At 60.5% G+C, this 24,660-nt stretch carries 20 protein-coding genes and 2 pseudogenes; 20 read left to right on the top strand and 2 right to left on the bottom strand.

The window, feature by feature from the left end:
- The first annotated feature begins 110 nt into the window (after positions 1 to 110).
- The 19 genes and pseudogenes from ACYZT7_RS19255 (at position 111) to ACYZT7_RS19165 (ending at position 20,271) form a co-directional block, all read left to right on the top strand.
- On the top strand, positions 111 to 1,232 hold the full coding sequence (locus ACYZT7_RS19255; RefSeq protein ID WP_140679471.1) for an LLM class flavin-dependent oxidoreductase: 1,122 nt from the start codon (positions 111 to 113) through the stop codon (positions 1,230 to 1,232).
- Between the two features lie 291 nt (positions 1,233 to 1,523).
- On the top strand, positions 1,524 to 2,420 hold the full coding sequence (locus tag ACYZT7_RS19250) for a VOC family protein (RefSeq protein WP_462037807.1): 897 nt from the start codon (positions 1,524 to 1,526) through the stop codon (positions 2,418 to 2,420).
- An 11-nt stretch (positions 2,421 to 2,431) separates the two neighbouring features.
- Positions 2,432 to 3,313: a CoA transferase subunit A gene (locus ACYZT7_RS19245; protein ID WP_462037806.1), complete on the top strand. Its 882-nt coding sequence runs from the start codon at positions 2,432 to 2,434 to the stop codon at positions 3,311 to 3,313.
- A 12-nt stretch (positions 3,314 to 3,325) separates the two neighbouring features.
- Complete coding sequence (locus tag ACYZT7_RS19240; RefSeq protein WP_462037805.1) at positions 3,326 to 4,120, top strand: CoA-transferase subunit beta; 795 nt, start codon at positions 3,326 to 3,328, stop codon at positions 4,118 to 4,120.
- A 24-nt stretch (positions 4,121 to 4,144) separates the two neighbouring features.
- A complete protein-coding gene (locus tag ACYZT7_RS19235; protein WP_462037804.1) occupies positions 4,145 to 5,017 on the top strand; it encodes an enoyl-CoA hydratase in 873 nt (290 codons plus the stop codon).
- 2 nt (positions 5,018 to 5,019) lie between these two features.
- Entirely contained in the window at positions 5,020 to 6,087 is a 1,068-nt protein-coding gene (locus tag ACYZT7_RS19230) for an NAD(P)H-dependent flavin oxidoreductase (RefSeq protein WP_462037803.1), read from the top strand.
- Positions 6,088 to 6,098: 11 nt separating this feature from the next.
- Positions 6,099 to 6,854, top strand: coding sequence for an enoyl-CoA hydratase family protein (locus ACYZT7_RS19225; protein WP_462037802.1), 756 nt, complete (start codon positions 6,099 to 6,101; stop codon positions 6,852 to 6,854).
- 10 nt (positions 6,855 to 6,864) lie between these two features.
- Positions 6,865 to 8,031: an acyl-CoA dehydrogenase family protein gene (locus tag ACYZT7_RS19220; RefSeq protein ID WP_462037801.1), complete on the top strand. Its 1,167-nt coding sequence runs from the start codon at positions 6,865 to 6,867 to the stop codon at positions 8,029 to 8,031.
- Positions 8,032 to 8,041: 10 nt separating this feature from the next.
- Positions 8,042 to 9,097: an acyl-CoA dehydrogenase family protein gene (locus ACYZT7_RS19215; protein WP_462037800.1), complete on the top strand. Its 1,056-nt coding sequence runs from the start codon at positions 8,042 to 8,044 to the stop codon at positions 9,095 to 9,097.
- Between the two features lie 42 nt (positions 9,098 to 9,139).
- Positions 9,140 to 10,288, top strand: coding sequence for an acetyl-CoA C-acetyltransferase (locus tag ACYZT7_RS19210; RefSeq protein ID WP_462037799.1), 1,149 nt, complete (start codon positions 9,140 to 9,142; stop codon positions 10,286 to 10,288).
- A 26-nt stretch (positions 10,289 to 10,314) separates the two neighbouring features.
- Positions 10,315 to 11,190, top strand: coding sequence for an SDR family oxidoreductase (locus ACYZT7_RS19205; RefSeq protein WP_462037798.1), 876 nt, complete (start codon positions 10,315 to 10,317; stop codon positions 11,188 to 11,190).
- Between the two features lie 524 nt (positions 11,191 to 11,714).
- Positions 11,715 to 12,173 carry a MarR family winged helix-turn-helix transcriptional regulator gene (locus ACYZT7_RS19200; RefSeq protein ID WP_462037797.1) on the top strand — a complete coding sequence of 153 codons (459 nt, stop codon included), beginning with the start codon at positions 11,715 to 11,717 and terminating at the stop codon, positions 12,171 to 12,173.
- Between the two features lie 38 nt (positions 12,174 to 12,211).
- Positions 12,212 to 12,523: pseudogene (locus ACYZT7_RS19195) on the top strand (D-glutamate cyclase family protein); the annotation flags it as partial.
- Between the two features lie 360 nt (positions 12,524 to 12,883).
- A complete protein-coding gene (gene nirB, locus ACYZT7_RS19190) occupies positions 12,884 to 15,445 on the top strand; it encodes a nitrite reductase large subunit NirB (protein WP_462037796.1) in 2,562 nt (853 codons plus the stop codon).
- Positions 15,445 to 15,822, top strand: a complete 378-nt coding sequence (gene nirD / locus ACYZT7_RS19185; protein WP_462037795.1) for a nitrite reductase small subunit NirD — start codon at positions 15,445 to 15,447, stop codon at positions 15,820 to 15,822. The genes nirB and nirD overlap by 1 nt, the downstream gene beginning before the upstream one ends.
- Before the next feature lie 40 nt (positions 15,823 to 15,862).
- The gene (locus ACYZT7_RS19180) at positions 15,863 to 16,303 is read left to right on the top strand and encodes a CBS domain-containing protein (protein WP_462037794.1); all 441 of its coding nucleotides are present in this window, start codon (positions 15,863 to 15,865) and stop codon (positions 16,301 to 16,303) included.
- Between the two features lie 86 nt (positions 16,304 to 16,389).
- Positions 16,390 to 16,530: pseudogene (locus tag ACYZT7_RS19175) on the top strand (IS4 family transposase); the annotation flags it as partial.
- 254 nt (positions 16,531 to 16,784) lie between these two features.
- Entirely contained in the window at positions 16,785 to 17,858 is a 1,074-nt protein-coding gene (locus ACYZT7_RS19170) for a WD40/YVTN/BNR-like repeat-containing protein (protein WP_462037793.1), read from the top strand.
- Between the two features lie 28 nt (positions 17,859 to 17,886).
- A complete protein-coding gene (locus ACYZT7_RS19165; protein WP_449643335.1) occupies positions 17,887 to 20,271 on the top strand; it encodes an efflux RND transporter permease subunit in 2,385 nt (794 codons plus the stop codon).
- A gap of 76 nt (positions 20,272 to 20,347) precedes the next feature.
- On the opposite strand, the gene ACYZT7_RS19160 is transcribed toward ACYZT7_RS19165, so the two are convergent.
- On the bottom strand, positions 20,348 to 21,067 hold the full coding sequence (locus ACYZT7_RS19160; RefSeq protein ID WP_094467649.1) for a FadR/GntR family transcriptional regulator: 720 nt from the start codon (positions 21,065 to 21,067) through the stop codon (positions 20,348 to 20,350).
- A 209-nt stretch (positions 21,068 to 21,276) separates the two neighbouring features.
- Entirely contained in the window at positions 21,277 to 23,013 is a 1,737-nt protein-coding gene (locus ACYZT7_RS19155) for an IlvD/Edd family dehydratase (RefSeq protein WP_462037792.1), read from the bottom strand.
- Between the two features lie 193 nt (positions 23,014 to 23,206).
- Between ACYZT7_RS19155 and ACYZT7_RS19150 the strand changes: the two genes are divergently transcribed.
- Positions 23,207 to 24,529: an MFS transporter gene (locus ACYZT7_RS19150; protein ID WP_462037791.1), complete on the top strand. Its 1,323-nt coding sequence runs from the start codon at positions 23,207 to 23,209 to the stop codon at positions 24,527 to 24,529.
- Positions 24,530 to 24,660 lie beyond the last annotated feature (131 nt).

Raw genomic sequence — 24,660 nt, 5'->3', positions numbered from 1 at the left:
AGTCAGCTAGTCCGTTTGCGTGATTCGAGCGCCCCGCCGATGCCCGAGCATGAGGGCAAGGCACAGGTCTCTGGCGCCGACTGCGCACCCAATCAAGACAAGGATCAACTATGAAATTTTCACTGATTTACGAAGCCCAGACGGTGGACTCCAGCCGTGAAGGCGACCGCCGGATTTTCGAAGACACCGTCGAGCAGGCTGTGCTGGCCGACAAGCTCGGCTTCGACACCTTCTGGTGCGTGGAGCACACGGCGCTGAGCAACTACTCGCACATGTCCGCGCCGGAAACCATGCTGGCCTTCGTCGCTGGCAAAACCGAACGCATCGGCATCGGCCACGGCGTGGTCTGCCTGCCACCGGCGATGAACCACCCGGTGAAAGTCGCGGAACGCATCGCGACCCTCGACCTGTTGTCCAAAGGCCGGGTGCATTTTGGCGTCGGCAAGGGTGGCACCCAGCAGGAGGCCGGCACCTTTGGTTACGACCTGGCCACGTTGCAGCCGCAGATCGACGAGATGATGTACCTGATCCCGAAAATGTTCGTGCAGGACGAAATCGAACACAACGGCGACTTCGTGCAGATTCCTAAACGGCCGATCCATCCCAAGCCTTATCAAGACCCGCACCCGCCGATGTACCTGGCTTGCACCAACACCGAGTCGCTGAAAAATGCCGGCGGACGTGGCATGGGCGCCTTGGTGCTGGGCTTCGGTGGCCCGGAAGAAATCGCCAAGAAAGTTGAGGTCTACCATGAAGCCTGGGACAACCGCGATGAGAAGAAACAAGTGGGTTTCCGTCCCAACCGGCACATCGCGGCACTGTGTCCGGCCATCGTGTTGGAAAACAACGAAGAGGCGCGCCGTATCGGCATTCGTGGCCAGCGCTACTTCATGGAATCATTGGGTTACTGGTACGGCGGTGGCGAGCGCCCGGACCCAGAGAAGTGGAAGGACGACACCTTCGTCGATGGCAACGGCCAGAGCGTGATCAAGTCGCGCTTCGCCTCGGAAGAAGTCAGCGTCGATTTTTCCGACCCGACCATGGCGATGATGAACCCCAACCATGCCTACGGCACGGTCGAGGATTGCATCGGTTACGTGCAACGGTTGATCGATGCCGGCGCCGACGAAATCCTGTTCATCTGCCAGATGGGCACCGTGCCGCAATGGGCGCAACTGGAAACCCTGCGCAACATTGGTGAAAAAGTGATCCCGCATTTCCGCAAGGCTTAAAACCCTCCATTTAAGCATCTGAACACCACATGACCCCCTGTGGGAGCGAGCTTGCTCCGGGTGGCGTTCCGACGATAGCGGTCTTACATCCAACATCGATGTTGAATGTTATACCCCCATCGCGAGCAAGCTCGCTCCCACAGTTTTTTTATGCGCTCACCCCGTCATTTCCGCTAGTCCCATTGGACGATGTTCCCCCCGCGCAAACCCGCTTGAATAGCCCTGCATAAAGTCTCCCCCGGCAGCCGCCGAGTGCGGCGGGGCCTTAGAAAAAGAACGAGGAGTGCATCCATGGATATCCGTGGTCTGGGTTACGTCACCCTGTTATCCAGCGACCTGGCGCAATGGCGTCAGTACGCAAGCCAGGTGCTGGGCATGATGGTGGTCGGCAGCGATGACGATGAGCGGCTGTACCTGAAAATGGACGAGCGCCATTACCGCATTCTGGTGGAGAAAAGCACCGAGAACGGCTTCGGTGCGTGCGGCTGGGAAGTGCCTGGCAAAGCGGCGCTTGAACACGCTGTCAGCGTTCTGGAACAGGCCGATGTACACGTCACCCGTGGCACAGCGGCGCAGGCCGAAGAACGTAAAGTCCAGGAGTTGGTGCACTTCAGCGACCCGGATGGCAATCGCCACGAACTGTTCTGGGGACCACTGCAGGACTTCGCGCGCTTCGTTTCGCCGGTCGGGGTCAAGGGTTTCGTCACCAACGAACTGGGCATGGGCCACGTGGTACTGCCGGCGCCGAGCTTCGAGCGTTGCCGGGATTTCTACGAGCAAGTACTCGGTTTCGGTCTGTCCGACCTGATGAAAGTCCGCTTCACCCCGGACCCGGCCGAGCCGCAAAAGCGTATTCACTTCCTGCACTGCAATAACGGCCGGCACCACTCGCTGGCGATTTTCGAGTGCCCGATGCCCCACGGCTGCGTGCACATGATGGTTGAGGTCAACGCGCTGGACGAAGTCGGTCGAGCGCTGGACCGGGTGCACGCCAACGGCGTGAAGCTGTCGGCCACCCTCGGTCAGCACACTAACGATCAGATGATCTCGTTCTACATCAAGACGCCGTCCGGGTTTGACCTGGAATACGGCTGCGATGGCCTGGTGGTCGATTGGGATCGCCACACACCGTTTGAAAGCACAGTGGTCAGCCACTGGGGCCACGACTTCAGTGTCGGCCGCCAATGAGGACGATGACGATGGACAAGCGAATGACCACGGCCGAGATGGTCGGCCAACTGCGAGACGGCATGACCATCGGCATCGGTGGCTGGGGGCCGCGGCGCAAACCTATGGCGTTGGTGCGGGAGATTCTGCGCTCGGACCTCAAGGACCTCACCGTGGTCGCCTACGGTGGTGCGGATGTCGGCATGCTCTGCGCGGCCGGTAAGATCAAGAAGCTGGTGTTCGCCTTCGTTTCCCTCGATTTCATTCCACTGGAACCGTACTTCCGCAAGGCACGCCAAGAGGCGGCGCTGGAAGTGATGGAAATCGACGAAGGCATGCTCCTGCTCGGTCTGCGGGCTGCTGCGATGAATGTGCCGTTTATTCCTACGGCAGTTGGTCTGGGCACCGACGTGCTGCGCCACAACCGGCAGATCAAGTTGATCGCTTCGCCTTATGCCGATGGCAAGGACTGGGTCGCCATGCCGGCGCTCAAACTCGATGCGGCGCTGATTCACGTCGACCGTGCCGATGCGCGCGGTGTCTGCCAGATCAGCGGCCCCGATCACTACATGGACGACCTGTTCGTACGTGCCGCGACTCACAGCTACGTCACCTGCGACGAACTGGTCGACAGCGAATCTTTCCATGCCGATGCCGGGCAAGCGCATCAAGTGTTCTGGGAACGCAACCTGACCACCGCCGTGGCCCACGTCCCAGGCGGTGCGCATCCGTCTTCCTGCGCGCCGCTGTACGGTTTCGACGTGGCGCACTTCAAGGCCTACAACGCTTCGGCCCAGGTGGTCGATGGCTGGCAGGCCTACGTCCAGAACTACGTCGACTGCACTCACGAACAGTACCTGGACAAGGTCGGCGGCCTGGCTGCCATCCGCCAGCTTCCTCTGCCGGTTTTCTAAGCGAGCCTCGATATGACAACTTCTGTAACGACTTATAGCCTCGCCGAACTGATGATCTGCGCCGCTTCCGAGGCCTGGCGCGACGATGGCGAGGTTCTGGCCAGCGGTATCGGGGTGATCCCTCGGCTGGCCGCTTCACTGAGTATGCTCAGCAGTAATCCGCAGATATTGATGACCGATTCTGAAGCCTACATGGTCGCCGAACCGGTGCCGTTGGGTGCGCGAAACGGCTATCAGCCCAAGCGTGACAGCTGGATGGGGTTCTCGCGGATTTTCGACAATGTCTGGGGCGGCAAGCGCCATGCGTTGGTCGGTCCGACCCAGATCGACCGCTTCGGCCAGGCCAACATTTCCTGCATTGGCGACTACGCCAAACCCAAGGCACAGATGCTCGGCGTGCGCGGTTTTCCTGGCAACTCGATCAGCCACGCCAACTCGTTTTGCGTGCCCAGCCACAACCGCCGGGTGTTCGTCGAAGGTGAGGTCGATATGGTCGCCTCGGTCGGCTACAACCCGGCCCGCCTGGCGCGCGGCTGGTCGCTGGACGAGATCGATATCTGCCTGATTATCACCGACCTCTGCGTGTTGGATTTTCAGGGCCCGAATCGGCAAATGCGCATTCGCTCGCTGCACCCCGGCGTGACGGTGGCCGAGGTTCAGGACAACACCGGATTTGCCCTGCATGTGCCGCAAGACTGCCCGACCACGGCTGCCCCGACCGTCGAGCAATTGCAGCTGATCCAGCGCCTGGACCCGCACAACCTGCGCGCCAGCCAGCTCAAAGACAACCCGCCAGGCCAACGCTGAGCGCCCCCGTTTCGGAGAAAAGTGATGGCTGAACATAACGACAAGAACGAGGCCGAGGTGGTGTTGTACGAAGTGCGCGACGCGGTGGCCCTTGTCACCATGAACCGCCCCGAGTACCACAACGCGCAGAACTCGCAGATGACCTACGCGCTGGACGCGGCGTTTCGCCGGGCCTGTGATGACGATGAAGTGAAAGTCATTGTGCTGCGGGGTGCCGGCAAGCATTTCTCCGCCGGGCATGACATTGGCACGCCGGGTCGCGACGTCGATCAGACCTTCGACCGTGCCAGCCTGTGGTACGACCATGTGAACAAGCCGGGCGGCGAGTTTCTCTATGCCAGGGAGCAGGAAGTCTACCTGGGCATGTGCCGACGCTGGCGCGAAATGCCCAAGCCAACCATCGCCATGGTTCAGGGGGCGTGCATCGCGGGCGGGCTGATGCTGGCCTGGGTCTGCGACCTGATCGTCGCCAGTGAGGATTCGTACTTCGCGGATCCGGTGGTGCGGATGGGCATTCCCGGGGTCGAGTATTTCGCCCATGTGCATGAGCTGAACTCGCGAATCGCCAAGGAGTTTTTGTTCCTCGGCGAGCGCATGCCGGCGGTGCGCGCCTACCAGATGGGCATGCTCAATCGGGTGGTGCCGCGTGAAGCGCTGGAACAGGAAACCCTCGACATCGCCGGGCGCATCGCGCAGATGCCGCGCCTCGGTCTGCAACTGAGCAAGCAGGCGGTCAACAACGCCGAAGACCTGATGGGCAAACGCGCAACCATGGACATGGTCTTCGGTCTGCACCACTTCGCCCATGCCCACAATGAGCTGGTGTCCGGTGACCGGCTCGGCGGTTATGACGCCAAGGCCATGGCCAGTTCGCAGCGCACATCGGGTGGGGCGTAAGCATGGCGATCTCTCTGAACACTCGACTGACCGAGTTGCTCGGTTGCCGCTACCCGATCATCCAGACCGCCATGGGTTGGGTCGCTGACCCGAAACTGGTGGCGGCCACCGGCAATGCCGGCGGCTTCGGTTTTCTCGCCGGGGCGACCATAGAGCCGCAACGGATGGAAGCGGCGATCCTCGAAACACAGCGCCTGACCGATCAGCCGTTCGGGGTCAATTTTCATATGTACCAGGCCAACGCCGGCGAGATTGTTGAGCTGGTGCTGCGCCACAACGTCAGGGCGGTCAGCTACAGCCGCTCGCCCGGCAAGCAAATGATCAGCCGTCTGAAGAACGCCGGCGTGGTGTGCATGCCCACGGTTGGCGCTCTGAAACACGCGCAAAAAGCCGTGGAAATGGGCGCTGACGCCGTCACCGTACAAGGCGGTGAGGGCGGCGGGCATACCGGGTCGGTACCGACTTCGTTGCTGCTCGATCAAGTGGTCAACGCGGTCTCGGTGCCCGTGGTGGCCGCCGGTGGTTTCAAGGATGGTAAAGGCCTGGTCTCGGCCTTGGCCTACGGCGCCGAAGGCATCGCCATGGGCACGCGCTTTCTGATGTGTGCCGACAGCCCGGTGCCGCAGGCGACCCTGGCGCGTTACCTCGCGGTCAAGGACCCGGCGGCAATCATCATCAGCCGCGCCATCGACGGCATGCCGCAACGGATGATCCGCAACGAATTACTCAACCAGCTGGAAGCCAGCGGCAATTTCAAGCGCTTGCTGCTGGCGTTCCAGAGTGGCCTGGCTTACCGCCGCCACACCGGCATGAGCCTGATGCAGTTGCTCGCCAGCGCGTTGAAAATGCGCGGCAGCGGTGAACTGACGGCCGCGCAAAGCATTATGGCCGCCAATGCGCCGATGGTGATTCAGAAAGCCATGGTCGACGGGTTACCCGCCGAAGGTGTACTGCCCGCCGGCCAGATCGCCGCGTCTATCGACAGCTTGCCCAGCTGCGCCCAATTGATTGAACAGATCGTCCGCGACGCCGAATTGCGTCTGGACGTGCTGTGCCGCCGTGTGTCGTGAAGGGGAAAGGCATGAAACCATTTAGCGTCAGTATCGATAACGGCATCGCCGAACTGGTGTTCAACCAGCCACCGGTCAACGCCTTCAATTGTCAGGGCTGGGCCGATATCGCCAGCGAGATCGAAGGCCTCGGTCGCGACAGCAGCGTGCGGGTGATCGTGATTCGCGCCGAAGGTCGCGGTTTCTGTGCCGGGGTCGACATCAAGGAACTGGCCGCCGATGGCAACCTGATTGTGGCGGTGAACAAAGGCAACTACGACAGCTTCAAGGCCATTCACCGCAATCCCAAACCGGTCATCGTCGCCGTACACGGCTTCGTCCTCGGCGGCGGCATCGGCATCTGCGGCGCGGCCGACATTCTGGTGGCCTCCGAGTGCGCCAGCTTCGGTGTGCCAGAGGTCGATCGCGGTGCCATGGGTGGCGGCGCGCATTTGCAGCGGCTGTTCCCGGTGCAGAAGGTCCGTCACATGTACTTCACCGGCGAGATGATCGACGCCGCCGAGGCCTGGCGCCTGGGGGCGGTAGAGCGTGTGGTCAAGCGCGAGGAATTGCGTGAGGCCGCGTTGCAGATCGCCCGCACCATTGCCGCCAAGAGCCCGGCCATGATCAGCCTCGCCAAAGAAGCGCTGAGCGGTATCGAAGACGGCAATCTGGAAGACAAATATCGCTGGGAGCAGGGCTTCACTCTCGAGGCTTATCGCTCATTGGACTCACAGGAAGCACGCGACTCGTTCGTCGAGAAGCGCGATGCCCACTTCAACGGCTGAAGGCACTCTCATGGACCTGACATACACCCCGGCCCAGCAGGCCTTTCGCGCCGAGGCGCGGGCCTGGTTGACGGCTAATGTACCCCGCGAACCGCTGCAATCGTTCGACACCAAGCAAGGCTTTGCCGACCACCGTGCCTGGGAAAACCGGCTTAACGACGGTCGCTGGGGCATGGTCACCTGGCCGATCGATCTCGGCGGGCGCGGTTGCGACTTGATCGAATGGTTGATCTTCGAGGAGGAATACTATCGCTCTGGCGCGCCTGCACGGGTTAACCAGAACGGCATCTTCCTGCTCGGCCCGACGCTGATGGAATATGGCAGCGACGAACAGAAAGCGCGCTTTTTGCCGCGTATGGCCACTGGCGAAGACATCTGGGCCCAGGCCTGGTCCGAACCAGGCGCCGGCTCCGACATGGCGGCGATCCGCTCGCGCGCCGAACGGGTCGGCGACCACTATGTGATCAACGGCCAGAAAACCTGGTCGACTCGCGCCGTGTGGGCCGACTGGGTGTTCGGAATCTTCCGCACCGACCTTCACTCCCAGCGCCATCAAGGCCTGACGTTTATTCTGCTGCCGCTCGACAGTCCGGGGATCACGGTACGGCCGATTCCGCAGCTCAATGGCTTGCCCGGGTTCGCCGAGATTTTCTTCGACGACGTCAAGGTTCCAGTGGAAAACGCGCTGGGCGGCGAGGGCATGGGTTGGCATGTGGCAATGTCCACCGCCGGGTTCGAGCGTGGTTTGCTGCTGCGTTCACCCGCACGTTTTCAGGAAACCGCTCGGCGCCTGGTGCAGCTGTACCAGGCCAATCGTGAGCAGGCTGACCGTGACCCGGACATTGGCGAGTCGGTGATGCGCGCCTGGCTGGACGCCGAGGCTTACACCCTGAGCACCTACATGACCGCGTCGAAACTGGTGCAGGGCGGCAAGATCGGACCGGAGTCTTCGACCAACAAAATCTTCTGGTCGGAACTCGATCAGCGCATGCACGACACCGCCATGAGCATTCTCGGCTTGCGTGGCGAGCTGCTGCCCGAAGCATCTGCTGCGGGCGACGTCGGCCATTGGCTGGAAGGTTTTCTGTTTGCCCAGGCCGGACCGATCTACGCCGGCACCAACGAGATCCAGCGCAACATCATTGCCGAACGCATGCTCGGCATGCCGCGTGCCTGAGGAATAGACCATGGACTTTAGTTTCAGCCGCGACCAGTTGCTGTTCCAGGACAACGTCAGGAGTTTTCTGATCAACGAGGTCACTCCGGAGCGCATTCGCGAATTGTGGCTCAGCGACAGCGGGCGTAGCGATCAACTGTGGGCGCAACTGGTGGAATTGGGCCTGACCGCGCTGACCGTTCCCGAAGAGCAAGACGGGATGGGCATGAATGAGCTGGACTTCATTCTGCTTGCTCAGGAATGTGGTTATGCCGGTCTGCCCGAGCCGCTAGTGGACACGATGCTGATCGGCGTGCCGTTGCTCGCCGGCCTTGATGAAAGCCACGTGGCGCTCAAACAACACTGGTTGGCGCGGGTCGCGGAAGGCCACGCACGGTTGGCGATTGCCGAACCGGGTAACCCGCTGGTCAGCGATGCTCATGTCGCCGATTTGCTGTTGTTGGCTCATGGCGATGAGGTGCATGCGGTCGAACCTGGCGCGGTGCGCCTGACCCGCAATGTGTCGGTCGATCCCAGTCGGCAGTTGTTTCAGGTCGACTGGACGCCAACGCCCGCCACCTGCGTGGCCGCTGGCGAACAGGGCCGGCGCTTGTGGGCCGCTGCGTTTAATCGTGGCGCCCTGGGCAGTGCCGCGCAAATGCTGGGACTGGCCAAGCGCATGGTCGACCTCGCGGTGGATTACACCTTTGAGCGCAAACAGTTTGGCAAACCGGTGGGTTCGTTCCAGGCGGTCAAGCATTTGATGGCCAACGTCGCGGTGCAGATCGAGTTCGCCAAAGGGCCGCTGTATCGCGCCGCCTATGCACTGGCCGAGCAGCAACCGGGGCAGGAAGTGTTGGTGTCCCATGCCAAGTTGGCAACTTCGGAAGCCGCCATGCTCGCCGCAAAAAACACCATTCAGGCTCACGGCGCCATGGGTTACACCTGGGAAGTCGACCTGCATTTGTTCATGAAGCGCGCCTGGGCGCTGGATAAAGTCTGGGGTGATCGTGGCCATCACAAAGGGCGGATCCGCGCGGCGTTGTTCGACGGCAATCCAGCACTGGGTGCTGGCAACACTTTCTGACGGCGACTGTGCCCGACGTCAACATTTACCCCGAGGTACACCATGCCTGAAGCCTATATTGTCGACGCACTGCGTACACCCACTGGGCGGCGCAAGGGTGGTTTGAGCCAGATTCACGCAGCTGATCTAGGCGCGCACGTCTTGCGAGCGCTAGTCGAGCGCAACGACATCCCCGATGACGATTACGACGACGTGATCTTCGGCTGTGTCGACACCATCGGTCCGCTGGCCGGGGACATTGCCCGCACCAGTTGGCTGGCCGCCGGCCTGTCGCAGGCGGTACCTGGCACCACCATCGATCGCCAATGCGGTTCGTCCCAGCAAGCGGTGCACTTTGCCGCCCAAGCGGTGATGAGCGGCACCCAGGATGTGGTCGTCGCCGGCGGCGTGCAAACCATGACCCAGATTCCTATTTCCTCAGCGATGATCGCTGCCGAACCGCTGGGCTTCAGTGATCCGTTCAGCGGCTCCGAAGGTTGGGTCCGGCGTTATGGCGCACAACCGCCGACTCAATTCCGTTCGGCGCAGATGATTGCCGAGAAGTGGGGGCTGTCCCGCGAACAACTGGAAGCCTATTCATTGGAGTCCCATCAGCGGGCATTGCGGGCCATCGAGCAAGGGCGGTTCAACCGGGAAATTGTGCCACTGGCCGGAGTCGTGCACGACGAGACGCCGCGCCAGACCAGCCTGGCGAAAATGGCCGAACTGGACGTTCTGTTTGGCTGCGACCGGGTGACCGCGGCAGTGTCCAGCCAGACCTGCGACGCGGCCAGCGCGATGCTGATCGTTTCTGAAGCAGCACTCAAGCGCTACGGGCTGACACCGCGCGCGCGTATCCACCACCTCAGCGTGCGAGCCGAAGACCCGATCTGGATGCTCACCGCTCCAATCCCGGCCACCGCTTATGCACTCGAGCGAGCCGGGATGAAGCTTGAAGACATTGATCGGGTGGAGATCAACGAAGCCTTCGCCTCGGTCGCGATGGCCTGGCTCAAAGAGACCGGTTATCCCCACGAACAGACCAACGTCAACGGCGGCGCAATTGCCCTCGGCCATCCATTGGGCGCCACCGGTACCCGGTTGATGTGCAGCCTGCTGCATGAGCTGGAACGCAGCGGTGGTCGCTTCGGCTTGCAGACCATGTGCGAAGGCGGCGGCCAGGCCAACGTGACGATTATCGAACGCTTGTAAGCGATGTAATTGAAGGGAGCAGGAACATGAAAATCTGTGAGAATCGCGTGGTGATCATCACCGGTGCCGGTGGTGGATTGGGCCGGGCCTACGCGGTGGCCTTCGCCGCCGAGGGCGCCAAAGTGGTCGTCAACGATATCAACCGAGAAGCAGCGCTGGCCGTGGTCGCCGAGATTGAGGCGCAGGGCGGTGTGGCGGTGGCTAACAGCAACGACATTACCCGCTACGACGATGCGGCGTTGATCGTGCGCCAGGCCATCGAAACCTTCGGCGGCCTGGACGTGGTGGTCAATAACGCCGGCATCTGTCGCGACCGCATGTTCACCAGCCTCACCGAAGCCGACTGGGATGCGGTGGTGGCCGTGCACCTCAAAGGCCACTTCTGTATCGCCAGCCACGCCGCGCGTTACTGGCGCGAGCAGGCCAAGGGTGGTGCGCAGTTGAGTGCGCGGATCATCAACACCAGTTCCGGGGCCGGTTTGCAGGGCTCCATCGGTCAGTCCAACTATGCCGCTGCCAAGGCCGGTATCGCTGCGTTGACGCTGGTGCAGGCGGCGGAATTGGGTCGCTATGGCATTACCGTCAATGCCCTGGCCCCGGCCGCGCGCACCGGCATGACCGAGCAGGTGTTCGCCGATACCATGAAAAAACCCGAAGAGGGCTTCGACTACTTCGCTCCGGAAAACGTTGCACCGTTGGTGGTCTGGCTCGGCTCGCAAGCGTCCAGTGTGATCAACGGGCAGATGTTCGAAGTCGAGGGCGGCAAATTGTCGATTGCCGACGGCTGGCGTAGAGGTCCGGAGCTGGACAGGCAAGGGCGTTGGACGGTGGGCGAGGTGGGTGAGGCGGTAGCGCAATTGTTGGTCCGGGCGGTGCCAGCGGCGAAAGTGTACGGCAGCTGATGGGGCCGCCCATCGCCGGCAGCAAGGCGCATGGACGGGGTGATCATGAAGCGATTCATTGGGGGGTGAGACTCGGACGAAGGTGACGCTGCTGCCGGAGTGTCTGGACGACTACGTAACCGAGGAAAATCCAACATTCGACGGCTGATCAAGCACACCTCACACGACTCCAACGGCTCCCGAATCGAAATGCTCGTAAGCGACGAGGAAAACAACTTCATGCCCGCAAGCATGCTGGGCTCAATGGTCAGGTAATCCGTCTCGGAGATCATGTGCAGGATTTCCAGCAGCGACTCGGTAGTGCCGGATTCAAGTCGCTGAGGTAAGTGACAAGCCCACAGGCACCGAGGACCTGATTCTGATTGCGTAATGATCAGGATGGCTCGGTTCGGATCATTGATTGTCATGCGTGAAAGTGATCCGAACCGCGCGACCAGAGGAAAGGGTGAGTGCTTCCGATACCATCGCATGCGATGTATAGTTCGGCTATGCAATCCATGCTTCTTTGGCCACAGAGAGTGCTCATGAAATCCACTGAAAAGACAGCCGCCCTCGACCTGAAGCTTTCCGACTTTCTGTGTTTTGCGGTCTATTCCTCTAACCTCGCCTTTGGCAAGGCTTACAAGCCAATGCTCGAACGGCTCGGACTGACCTATACGCAATACATCACCCTCGTTGTCCTGTGGGAGGAAGACAACCAGACTGTTGGCAGCCTCGGCGAAAAGCTCTTCCTCGAATCTAACACCCTCACCCCGATCCTGAAGAAGTTGGAAGCGATGGGGTATTTGCTGCGCCAGCGCGACCCGGAAGACGAACGCCAGGTGCGGATCAGTCTTACAAAAGAGGGGCGGAAACTGCGCGAAGGTCTCTCGGAAGACGGCTTCCCGCAAACCGGTCTTGATCCCGACGACTTCGTGCAAATGCAGAAGGCCATTGTGAAATTACGGGACAATCTCATCCGCACGACGAAAGACAGGGAGTAAGTAATATCGAGTAAAAACTGTGAGTTGCCCCGGTTTTCCCCACCGCCCGACTGAGTGGCAAGCTGGTGGTGAGCATGCGGCCGATGAATGCGGCTGCCGCCATCCAGGCCATTCAAATCACCGCGCGCATGCCCAACGTCCACGGCGCTCCCGTGCACATCGGCGATCCGTCGCTGATCGGTATCCGCGCACTCAACACCCCGGACTACGGCGATGCCGTGCCCGTTGAAGCTGACGAAATACCGGTATTCTGGGCGTGCGGTGTGACGCCTCAATCGGTGGTGCAGGCGTCACGTCCGCCACTGTTCATCACCCATGCCCCCGGCTGCATGCTGGGTGGCAAATTCTGATCCGGATCGGGATCGCCTTCGTGCACTTTTATAAGGCCGCGCAACACTGCGCTGCACTATGCGAAGGCACATTTCGGATTGTCATGGGCCGCCGTGGTCATATTTACCTGCGCAAGTACTGCAAATCGCCGATTGGCACAAAGTCTGCAGGACACTGTTCAGGCCCACTGTGAACGCAGTCGAGTGGGCAGCCCCCTCGGTCAACGACGATCGATTGGCCGATCAGGTCGTGGGCAACATCGGTGGATCCGGCATAGATGCCTGACTTGGCACCGTAAATGAACAGGCAAAGACGCCTGGAACCGCAAGGTTTCAGGCGTTTTTTTTTGCTTTTTGAACAGCTATCGACGGGTGTCTCTTATGAATTCCAATGTTGCCACTTTGAACAAGCTGCAAACGCTGATCGTGATCGGCAATGGCATGGTCGGACATCATTGTGTCGAACAGCTGATCGAACGCGGCGCCCTTGATCACTATCGGCTGCACGTCTTCAGCGAGGAGCCGATGCGTGCCTACGACCGCGTGCACCTTTCCGAGTATTTCTCCGGCCGTGATGCCGAGTCGTTGGCCCTTGGGGCAGCCTCGCTGTACCAGACCCCGGGCGTCACCCTGCATTTGGGTGTGCCGGTGTTGGAAATCGATCGCGTCCGTCGCCAGGTGATCACCGCGCAAGGCTGCGTCACCTACGACAAATTGGTGCTGGCCACCGGGTCCTATCCGTTTGTGCCGCCAATCGAAGGCGCGGAGGGCGATTCGCGGCTGGTGTATCGCACCCTTGAAGACCTCGACGCCATTCGTGCCGCGGCAAGCAACGCCCGACGCGGTGTGGTCGTCGGCGGTGGCTTGCTGGGACTGGAAGCGGCCAACGCCCTGAAAACCCTGGGGCTGGAAGCTCACGTGGTGGAGTTTGCCCCACGCCTGATGCCGGTGCAGCTGGACGAGTACGGTGGCCTGGCGCTCAAGGCGCAGATCGAACGGCTCGGCGTCGGTGTGCACCTGTCGCGCGGAACGCAATCAATCAGCGTAGGCGAGGAATACCGCTACCGGATGAACTTCGCCAATGACGAATTTCTTGAAGCCGACCTGATCGTGTTCTCCGCCGGTATCCGCGCGCAAGACGCACTGGCCCGTCAATGCTCGCTGGAAGTCGGCCCGCGCGGCGGCGTCTTGATTGACGACCAATGCCTGAGCAGCGATCCGAACATCTATGCCATCGGCGAGTGTGCCGCCTGGAATGGCAGCATTTTTGGTCTGGTCGCCCCGGGTTACCAGATGGCGCGCGGCGTCGCTGCACTTTTGTGCAACGAAGCGGCCGAGCCGTTCATGGGCGCGGACATGTCGACCAAGCTCAAGCTGCTGGGCGTCGATGTCGGCTCCATCGGCGACGCGCACGGCAGCACGCCGGGCGCGCGCAGTTATCAGTTCATCGACGAAACCACGGCCAGTTACCGACGCTTGGTGGTGGATGCGACGGGCAAACACGTACTCGGTGCGGTGCTGGTCGGTGACAACAGCTATTACGACACGCTGCTGCAATACATGCAGAACGCGATTGCGCTGCCGGCGGAACCCGCCAGCCTGATTCTGCCGTCGTCCGAAGGCGCGGCGACCCTGGGCCCCGGCGCCTTGCCCGAGTCGGCAACGGTCTGCTCGTGCCACAACGTCACCAAGGGTTCCATTTGCTCGGCCATCGACGGTGGCTGCACCGACCTCGGCCTGCTCAAATCGCAGACCAAAGCCTGCACCGGTTGCGGTGGTTGTGCCGGGCTGCTCAAGCAGGTCTTCGAGCATGAGTTGATTGCCCGTGGCGTCAGCGTCGACAAGAGCCTGTGCGAACACTTTGCCTATACCCGCCAAGAGCTTTATGCGCTGGTGCGGGTAGAAGGGGTGATCACCTTCGAAGAACTGCTGGCCAAGCATGGCCGTGGCCACACCGGTTGCGACGTCTGCAAACCGGCGGTGGGCTCGATCCTCGCGTCGTGCTGGAATCAGCCGATCATGGACGCCTCGCTGGTGCCGCTGCAGGACACCAACGACACCTTCATGGCCAACATGCAGAAAAACGGCACCTATTCGGTGGTGCCGCGTATCCCCGGTGGTGAGATCACCGCCGACAAACTGATCGCGATCGGTGTGGTGGCGAAGAAATACGCCCTCTACACCAAAATCACCGGCGGCCAGCGTATCGACCTGTTCGGCGCGCAGTTGCATGAACTGCCGGACATCTGGGCTGAGCTGATTGAAGCCGGTTTCGAAACCGGTCACGCCTACGGCAAATCGACCCGCACGGTGAAGTCCTGTGTCGGCAGTACCTGGTGCCGTTATGGCGTGCAGGACAGCGTGCAAATGGCCCTGACCATCGAGGACCGCTACAAAGGCCTGCGTTCGCCGCACAAGCTCAAGTTTGCGGTGTCCGGTTGCACCCGGGAATGTGCCGAGGCCCAGAGCAAAGACGTTGGCGTGATCGCCACCGAGAAGGGCTGGAACCTTTACATCGCCGGTAACGGCGGCATGCGCCCGCGCCACGCCGAGCTGTTCGCCACCGACCTCGATGATGAAACCCTGATCCGTTACATCGACCGCTTCCTGATGTTCTACATCCGCACCGCCGACAAATTGCAGCGCACCTCGGTGTGGCGCGAAAGCCTGGAAGGCGGCCTCGATTACCTTAAAGAGGTGATCATCAACGACAGCCTCGGGCTGGGTGAAGAGCTCGAGTCGCAGATGCAGTTGGTGGTCAACCGCTATGAATGCGAGTGGGCCAACGCCCTCAAAGACCCGGAAAAACTCAAGCGCTTCCGTACCTTTGTCAACGATAAACGCCCGGACCCGGACATCCACTTTGTCCAGGAACGTGGCCAGCGGCGCCCGATTATGGCCGCAGAACTCAACCTTATCCCTGTTACCGAGGAGATTGTCTGATGAGTCAGTCCACTACCCAACGCATCGATTCCCTGGAAAGCACCGATGCCTGGCAAACGGTGTGTGAGCAACAGGATCTGGTTAGCAACTCCGGCGTCGTCGTCTGGCTCGAGGGCGCACAAGTGGCGCTGTTCTACCTGCCGGGTGCCGAGGGTCGGACCCTCTACGCCATCGACAACCATGACCCGCAATCCGGGGCGAATGTCATCGGTCGCGGGTTGGTCGGCAGCATCAAGGGTGATCTGGTCGTTGCATCGCCGATCTACAAGCAGCATTTCCGGCTTGAGGACGGTAGCTGCCTGGAGTCCCCGCAACAGCGTCTGCGTGTCTGGCCTGTGCGCTTGAACGCTGGCGTGGTGCAAGTCGGGGTGGCTTGAAGGTGGTCAACAGAATCGCGCAACGGTATCGGAGGCACTGATGAAAACAGCCGCACAATTGCTCAAACTCAAGGTCGTGCAAAACCGCCAGGTGCATAGCATCGCGCCCGATGAAATGGTGCTGGAAGCCCTGAGGATAATGGCCGAAAAGAACGTGGGCGCGCTTCCGGTAATCGAGGCCGGGCAGGTGGTCGGCGTGATCAGCGAGCGCGACTATGCGCGCAAGGTCGTTCTGCAGGGGCGCTCCTCGGTCGGTACGCCGGTGCGCGACATCATGAGCGCGCCCGTGGTGACCGCCGACAGTCAGCAGAGTATCGAGCGTTGCATGGCGGTCATGACCGACAGCCATCTGCGCCACCTGCCGGTGCTGGAGGGCGACAAATTGATTGGCCTGTTATCGATTGGTGATCTGGTCAAAGAAGCCATCGTCGAACAGGCCGATCTGATTCGGCAACTGGAGCATTACATTCGCGGGCACTGAACAGGTCAGCGCCACGGTGGATGGTAATGCTGTTCACTTAAGGTTGGGGTACATGTCCGTTTCTGCGGTCACGGCTGCTGGCGGTGATGCCCCATGTTTCATTGGGCTTGCGGCCTTCCTTGCATGCCGCTGCACGCCAGATGGATGATCTGCCGGCTACCTTGGCGGCGTTCTATGACAAGGTCAGCCGCACAGAACCCGCGTTGCTGCGGGCCTTGGTCACCGGTAGCCGAAACCCGAAACCCAATCACCCTTCCTGATACCCAAACATTCAGCCAGCCCGCATATCCCCCAGGTTAACAAAAGATAACGTGGCGTCGATTGTCAGACCTTTCCAAACCCCGATAGGATAAGCCAGCTTCCGAAGGGGCTCTAGATTGCATATTCCAGGACTATGCTCCAGAAAAGGCAATCCAGAAGAGCAGCCCTTACGGCGCCCTGAAAGGTTGAACGACCTAACAATAATAATGGGGGAAGGTCTATGAGTGAGCCTGTCATGGGTGTGGGTATTTGCCGCCCGCCGGCATTACGCAAATTCGCGTTGCTGGCTACAGCGCTCTCGCTGTTGGGCTGTGCCGTGCTGTCGGCACCTGTACTGGCCGCTGCTGCGCAAGCATCCGACATTGTTTATTCCGTTGAGTCTGCCAAAGCCAGCAAGAGCCTGATGCTCGACGTCGTGCACGCCGGCAAGCGCTTGGTGGCGGTCGGGGATCGCGGGCACATTCTGTATTCCGATGACCAGGGCGCGACCTGGACCCAGGCCAAGGTGCCGACCCGGCAACTCCTGACCTCAGTATTTTTTGTCGACGACAAACACGGTTGGGCCGTCGGCCATGACGCTCAGATCCTCGCCAGCGAGGACGGTGGCGTCACCTGGACCAAGCAATTTGAAGATCTGAAACGCGAATCGCCGCTGCTCGACGTCTGGTTCCAGGACGTCAACAGCGGCTTTGCCGTGGGCGCTTATGGTGCGCTGCTGGAAACCATCGACGGCGGCAAAAACTGGGAAGACGCCAGCGACCGCCTCGACAACGAAGACCAGTTCCACCTCAACGGCATTGCGGCGGTCAAGGATGCCGGGCTGTTCATCGTTGGCGAGCAGGGCAGCATGTTCCGCTCCGCCGACTGGGGCCAGACCTGGGAGAAGCTGGAAGGCCCATACGAAGGTTCGCTGTTCGGTGTGATCGGCACCGCTCAGGCCAATACGCTGCTGGCCTACGGGCTGCGGGGCAATCTGTTTCGCTCCACCGATTTCGGCACCAGCTGGGAGCCGATCGAGTTGAAGGCGGCTCGCGGTGCGCTGGAATTCGGTCTGTCCGGCGCGACGCTGCTCGACGACGGTTCCATCGTGATCGTCGGTAACGGCGGCTCGGTGATCAGCAGCAACGACAACGGCGAAAGCTTCAGCGTGTTCAACCGTCCGGATCGTATTTCCGTTTCGGCGGTGACTGCGGCTGGCAACGGCAATCTGATTCTGGCAGGACAGGGTGGCGTTCGCGTCACCTCGCCTAACGGCGCCGGCGCAGAGAATGGAAAAAATGGGTCGTCCAAATGAGCCGGGCAAATAATAAAAAGGCGGGTCTATGACATCCTTGAGCAGTCATCACCAAGACAAGGCGACGTTTCTTGAACGCCTGATTTTCAACAACCGCCCGGCAGTGATCGTGATCTGCCTGCTGGTGAGTATTTTTCTGTTCTGGCAGGCGACGCTGATCCGGCCGTCCACCAGTTTCGAAAAAATGATCCCGCTCGACCATCCGTTCATTCAAAAGATGATGGAGCACCGCAACGATCTGGCGAACCTGGGCAACACGGTGCGGATCTCGGTTGAGGCCACCGACGGCGACATCTTCTCCAAGGAATACATGGAGACCCTGCGCCAGATCAACGACGAGGTGTTCTACATCTCCGGTGTTGACCGTTCCGGCCTCAAGTCGCTGTGGAGCCCGAGTGTACGCTGGACCGAAGTAACAGAGGAGGGCTTCGCCGGTGGTGAAGTGATTCCACAGAGCTATAACGGCTCCCAGCAAAGCCTCGATCTGTTGCGCAACAACGTGCTCAAGTCCGGTCAGGTCGGGCGTCTGGTGGCCAACGACTTCAAGTCGAGCATTGTCGATATCCCGCTGCTGGAGTCCTACCCGGACCCACAAGACCAAGGCAAGTTGCTGGCGCTGGACTATCGGAAGTTCTCTCACGAACTCGAAGACAAGATCCGCAACAAGTTCGAAGCCCAAAACCCTAACGTGCAGATCCACATCGTCGGTTTCGCCAAGAAAGTCGGCGACCTGATCGATGGGCTGGTCATGGTGGTGATGTTCTTCGGCGTCGCCTTCGTCATCACGTTGATCCTGCTGTATTGGTTCACCAACTGCATGCGCAGCACCGTGGCGGTGTTGAGTACAACGCTGGTGGCGGTGGTCTGGCAGCTCGGCTTGATGCATTTCTTCGGCTTCGGACTTGATCCGTATTCAATGCTGGTGCCGTTCCTGATCTTCGCCATCGGTATTTCCCACGGCGTGCAGAAAATCAACGGTATTGCCTTGCAGTCCAGCGAGGCGGACAACGCTTTGACCGCGGCGCGGCGTACGTTCCGTCAGTTGTTCCTGCCGGGGATGATTGCGATCCTCGCGGATGCGGTGGGTTTCATCACGCTGCTGATCATCGACATCGGGGTGATTCGCGAACTGGCCATCGGCGCGTCCATCGGCGTGGCAGTGATCGTGTTCACCAACCTGATCCTGCTGCCAGTGGCGATTTCCTACGTCGGCATCAGCAAACGCGCCGTGGATCGCAGCAAAAAGGATGCAACCCGCGAACACCCGTTCTGGCGTCTGCTGTCGAACTTTGCCAGCCCGAAAGTCGCGCCGGTGTCGATTGTTTTGGCCTTGCTGGCCTTCAGTGGTGGCCTTTGGTACAGCCAGAACCTGAAAATCGGTGACCTCGACCAGGGCGCTCCCGAACTGCGTCCGGACTCGCGCTACAACAAGGACAACAACTTCATCATCAGCAACTACTCCACCAGTTCCGACGTGTTGGTGGTGATGGTCAAGACCAAGTCTGAAGGTTGCTCGCGCTTCGAAGCCATGGCGCCGATCGACGAGCTGATGTGGAAGATGCAGAACACCGAGGGCGTGCAGTCGGCGATCTCGCTGGTGACGGTGTCCAAGCAGATGATCAAGGGCATGAACGAAGGCAACCTGAAATGGGAAACCCTGTCGCGTAACCCGGACGTGCTGAACAACTCCATCGCTCGGGCTGATGGTCTGTACAACAACAGTTGCTCATTGGCACCGGTGTTGGTGTTCCTCAACGATCACAAGGCCGAAACCCTGGATCGCGCGGTGCATGCAGTGCAGGACTTCGCCAAGGAGAACAACAAGGAAGGCCTGGAATTCATCCTCGCTGCCGGTAACGCTGGCATCGAGGCGGCCACCAACGAGGTGATCAAGGAATCCGAGCTGACCATCCTGATTCTCGTCTACATCTGCGTCGCGGCCATGTGCATGATCACCTTCCGTTCCTGGGCGGCGACTTTGTGCATCGTGCTGCCGCTGGTACTCACCTCGGTACTCGGCAACGCCCTGATGGCCTTCATGGGCATCGGCGTGAAAGTCGCAACCTTGCCGGTGGTGGCGCTGGGCGTGGGGATTGGCGTGGACTACGGGATCTACATCTACAGCCGACTTGAAAGCTTCCTGCGTGCCGGCCTGCCGTTACAAGAGGCGTACTACCAGACGCTGAAGTCCACCGGTAAAGCCGTGTTGTTCACCGGTCTGTGCCTGGCGATCGGCGTGTGCACCTGGATCTTCTCGGCCATCAAGTTCCAGGCCGACATGGGCCTGATGCTGACCTTCATGTTGCTCTGGAACATGTTCGGCGCACTGTGGCTGCTGCCAGCGCTGGCACGGTTCCTGATCAAACCGGAAAAACTGGCGGGGCAGAAGGGCAATTCGTTGTTTGCTCACTGATCTATCGCTGAAACTAAAAAGCCGCAACCTCAGGGTTGCGGCTTTTTACATTTCAGTGTCACACCGGCCACTGTGGTTATGAAGGATCGGTACCCAGCACCACATTCAGCGCACTGCGCGCATCATCCAGCTGCACCAACGTCGCATGCCGTGCACCGAGTGCATCACGATTCTCGATAGCCGTCAGAATCGCCTTATGCCGTGGCAATGCCAGTTCATGCAGATTCGGCCGCTGGTTGGAATGCTTCAGGGCTTCGGCAATCGCCACCGACAGCATGTTGCACAGGTTGGCCAGCAAGTCGTTATGGGTCGCATCGGCAATCCGGCTATGGAAATCCAGATCCGGTTGCAGCAGCGCTTCCGGTGTCGGCGCCGCTTCCATGCGTTGGTAGGCTTCACCGATGGAGGCGATGTCAGCGTCCGTGGCGAACTGCGCCGCGAGGGCGGCCGCAGCGGGTTCGATGATGCTGCGTACGCTGGTCAGCAAATCGAAAAACTCATTCTGCGGGCTGCTTTGCATCAGCCAATGCAGCACATCGGGATCGAGCATGTGCCATTCCTTGCGCTGCTTGACCACCGTGCCCACTCGCGGACGGGAATACACCAGACCCTTGGCGACCAAAACCCGGGTGGCTTCGCGCAGGACTGGACGGCTGACCGCGTACTCCTCGCATAACAGGGCTTCGGCGGGCAGTTTGTCACACGGCTTGAAGCGTCCGGAAACAATCTGCATGCCCAGTTCCTGGACGATACGCGAGTGCATGCTTTTGCGGTCGGAGGGTTTGCGGTAATCCATGGGGAGCGGCGCGATCCTGTGCGATGGGGTGCCGCGCATGATAACAGGCGCGCCAGAGCAAGCACGGTCCTGAATCAGATGAAGATCAAAATGTGGGAGCGAGCTTGCTCGCGATGAGGGCATCACATTCAACATTGATGTTGAATGATCCTCCGCTATCGTCGGAACGCCGCCCGGAGCAAGCTCGCTCCCACAGGGGATTTGTGGTGTTAGTGGGAGTGGCGGGGGACTTCAGAACCGCGGCAACCCACCAGGAAGTCGAAATCGCACCCCTGATCCGCCTGCAGCACATGGTCGATGTACAGCTGACGATAACCGCCCACAATCAGTTGCTGCGGTGGCTGCAAATCAGCCATACGCGCGGCCAGTTCCGCATCCGGGATGTCCAGGTGCAGACGACCGTTGGCGCAGTCGAGCTCGATCCAGTCACCTTCCTTCACTGTCGCCAAAGGCCCGCCGGCAGCGGCTTCCGGTGCCACATGCAAAACCACGGTGCCGTACGCCGTGCCGCTCATGCGCGCGTCGGAAATGCGCACCATGTCCGTCACGCCCTGGGCCAGCAGCTTGGCCGGCAAGCCCATGTTGCCGACTTCGGCCATGCCCGGATAACCCTTCGGCCCACAGTTCTTCATCACCAGAATCGAGTTGGCATCCACCTCCAGCTCCGGATCGTTGATCCGTGCCTTGTACATGTCGAAGTTCTCGAACACCACCGCACGCCCGCGATGTTGCATCAGTTCGGTGCTGGCAGCGGAGGGCTTGAGCACCGCACCCAGTGGCGCCAGGTTGCCGCGCAATACGCAGATCCCGCCGTCGGCGCGGATCGGGTTGTCGAGGGTGCGGATCACTTCGTCCTGACCGTAGATCGGTGCGTCCTTGGTGTTCTCGCCGAGGGTCTTGCCGTTGACGGTCAGCGCATTCGGATTCGGAATCAGGTTGGCTTCCCCCAGACGTCGCAGCACCGCTGGCAGGCCGCCGGCATAGTAGAACTCTTCCATCAGGAAACGTCCGGACGGTTGCAGGTCGACGATGGTCGGCATGCCGCGACCGATGCGGGTCCAGTCATCGAGGTCCAGTTCCACGCCGATGCGCCCGGCAATGGCTTTTAAATGGATCACGGCGTTGGTCGAACCACCGATGGCGGCGTTCACGCGAATGGCGTTTTCGAAGGCCTCTTTGGTAAGGATTTTCGACAGCTTCAAGTCTTCTCGAACCATCTCCACCGCACGCATGCCGGACATATGCGCCAACACATAACGACGCGCATCCACCGCTGGAATCGCCGCGTTGTGCGGCAGGGAAGTGCCGAGGGCTTCGGCCATGCACGCCATGGTCGAGGCGGTGCCCATGGTGTTGCAGGTGCCGGCCGAGCGGGACATGCCACCCTCGGCGGCGAGGAAATCGTCGAGGGTGATAGTGCCGGCTTTCACCTGTTCGCTGAGCTGCCAAACCACGGTGCCCGAGCCAATGTCCTGACCTTTGTGCTTGCCGTTGAGCATCGGCCCGCCGGTGACGACGATCGTCGGCACGTCGCAACTGGCCGCGCCCATCAACAACGCCGGGGTGGTTTTGTCGCAGCCGGTCAACAGCACCACGCCATCGATTGGGTTGCCGCGAATCGCTTCTTCGACGTCCATGCTCGCCAGGTTGCGGGTGAGCATGGCGGTCGGGCGCAGGTTTGATTCACCGTTGGAGAACACCGGGAATTCCACCGGGAAGCCCCCGGCCTCGATCACCCCACGTTTGACGTGCTCCGCAATCTGGCGGAAATGCGCGTTGCAGGGGGTCAGTTCCGACCAGGTGTTGCAGATGCCGATGATCGGCTTGCCGTGGAACTGGTGGTCGGCGATGCCCTGATTCTTCATCCAGCTGCGGTACATGAAGCCGTTCTTGTCGGCAGTGCCAAACCATTGAGCGGAGCGCAGGGTGGGTTTCTTATCAGACATGATCGGCTCTCTTATTGTATGACTATATTCTTCGGGAGAAGGCGTAACATAGGCTCAAATTCAGCAGTTTGGAAGTGTTGTTGCGTAAAAAGTATTACTATATAGTCCGTTGCAACGGAGAGATGGCCCTGGTGGTTTTCCGCGAGAGGCGTCCCCCGAGGTTCTATAACAACAACAATCGGAGACCGATCTCATGAGCCAGGAACTGCGGCTTATTCGTCGCATCACGCTGAAACTGATTCCCTTCCTGATCCTGCTGTACTTGATCGCCTATGTGGATCGCTCCGCCGTAGGCTTCGCCAAATTGCACATGGGCGCTGACCTCGGCATCGGTGACGCGGCTTACGGGCTGGGTGCCGGGCTGTTTTTCATTGGCTATTTCCTGCTGGAAATCCCCAGTAACCTGATGCTCGATCGCTTCGGCGCGCGACGCTGGTTCGCGCGGATCATGGTCACCTGGGGCGCCATCACCATCGGCATGGCCTTCGTCCAGGGGCCGCACAGTTTCTATGTGATGCGCTTTCTGCTCGGTGCGGCGGAAGCCGGGTTCTTTCCGGGCGTTCTCTACTACATCACCCAATGGTTCCCGGTGCGCCATCGCGGCAAGATCCTTGGACTGTTCATCCTTTCCCAACCCATCGCCATGTTGATCACCGGCCCGGTGTCCGGCGGTCTGCTCGGTATGGACGGCATTCTTGGCCTGCATGGCTGGCAGTGGCTGTTCATCGTCATCGGTATCCCGGCAATCCTGTTGACCTGGCCGGTGCTGCGTTGGCTGCCGGACGGCCCGAAACAGGTGAAGTGGATGGACCAGGCCGAAAAGGACTGGCTGACCGGCGAACTGAAAAAGGATCTCGAGGCATACGGCCAGACCCGCCACGGCAATCCGTTGCACGCCCTCAAGGACAAACGGGTGTTGCTGCTGGCGCTGTTCTATCTGCCGGTGACCCTGAGCATTTACGGCCTGGGTTTGTGGCTGCCGACCCTGATCAAGCAGTTCGGTGGCACGGATCTGGTGACTGGCTTCGTGTCGTCGGTGCCGTACATCTTCGGGATCATCGGTTTGCTGATCATTCCGCGCAGTTCCGACCGCTTGAATGATCGCTACGGCCACTTGGCGGTGCTTTACGTATTGGGTGCCATCGGCCTGTTCCTCAGTGCCTGGCTGACGGTGCCGGTGCTGCAACTGGCGGCGTTGTGCCTGGTGGCCTTCGCGCTGTTTTCCTGCACCGCGGTGTTCTGGACCTTGCCGGGCCGCTTCTTCGCCGGTGCCAGTGCGGCGGCCGGGATCGCTTTGATCAACTCGGTGGGCAACCTTGGCGGCTACATCGGTCCGTTCGTGATCGGCGCGCTCAAGGAGTACACCGGCAACCTGGCCTCGGGCCTGTATTTCCTTTCGGGAGTGATGGTGTTCGGGCTGATGTTGACCGGTGTGGTCTATCGCCTGCTGGAGCGCAAGCACGTACTGCCGGCCGACCAGTTCGCTGCCAGCGCCCGTGGCGCTACCCGCACCTGACACGAAACCTGTGGGAGCGAGCTTGTCTCCGGGCGGCGATCCGACGATGACGGAGTGTCAGTCACTATCAATGTTGAATGATCGACCGCTATCGTCGGATCGCCGCCCGGAGACAAGCTCGCTCCCACAGG

It is taken from the genome of Pseudomonas sp. RT4P38, from assembly GCF_054897765.1.
The sequence above is the reverse complement of the archived record's forward strand: the minus strand, read 5'-3'. Positions and strand labels throughout refer to the sequence as shown.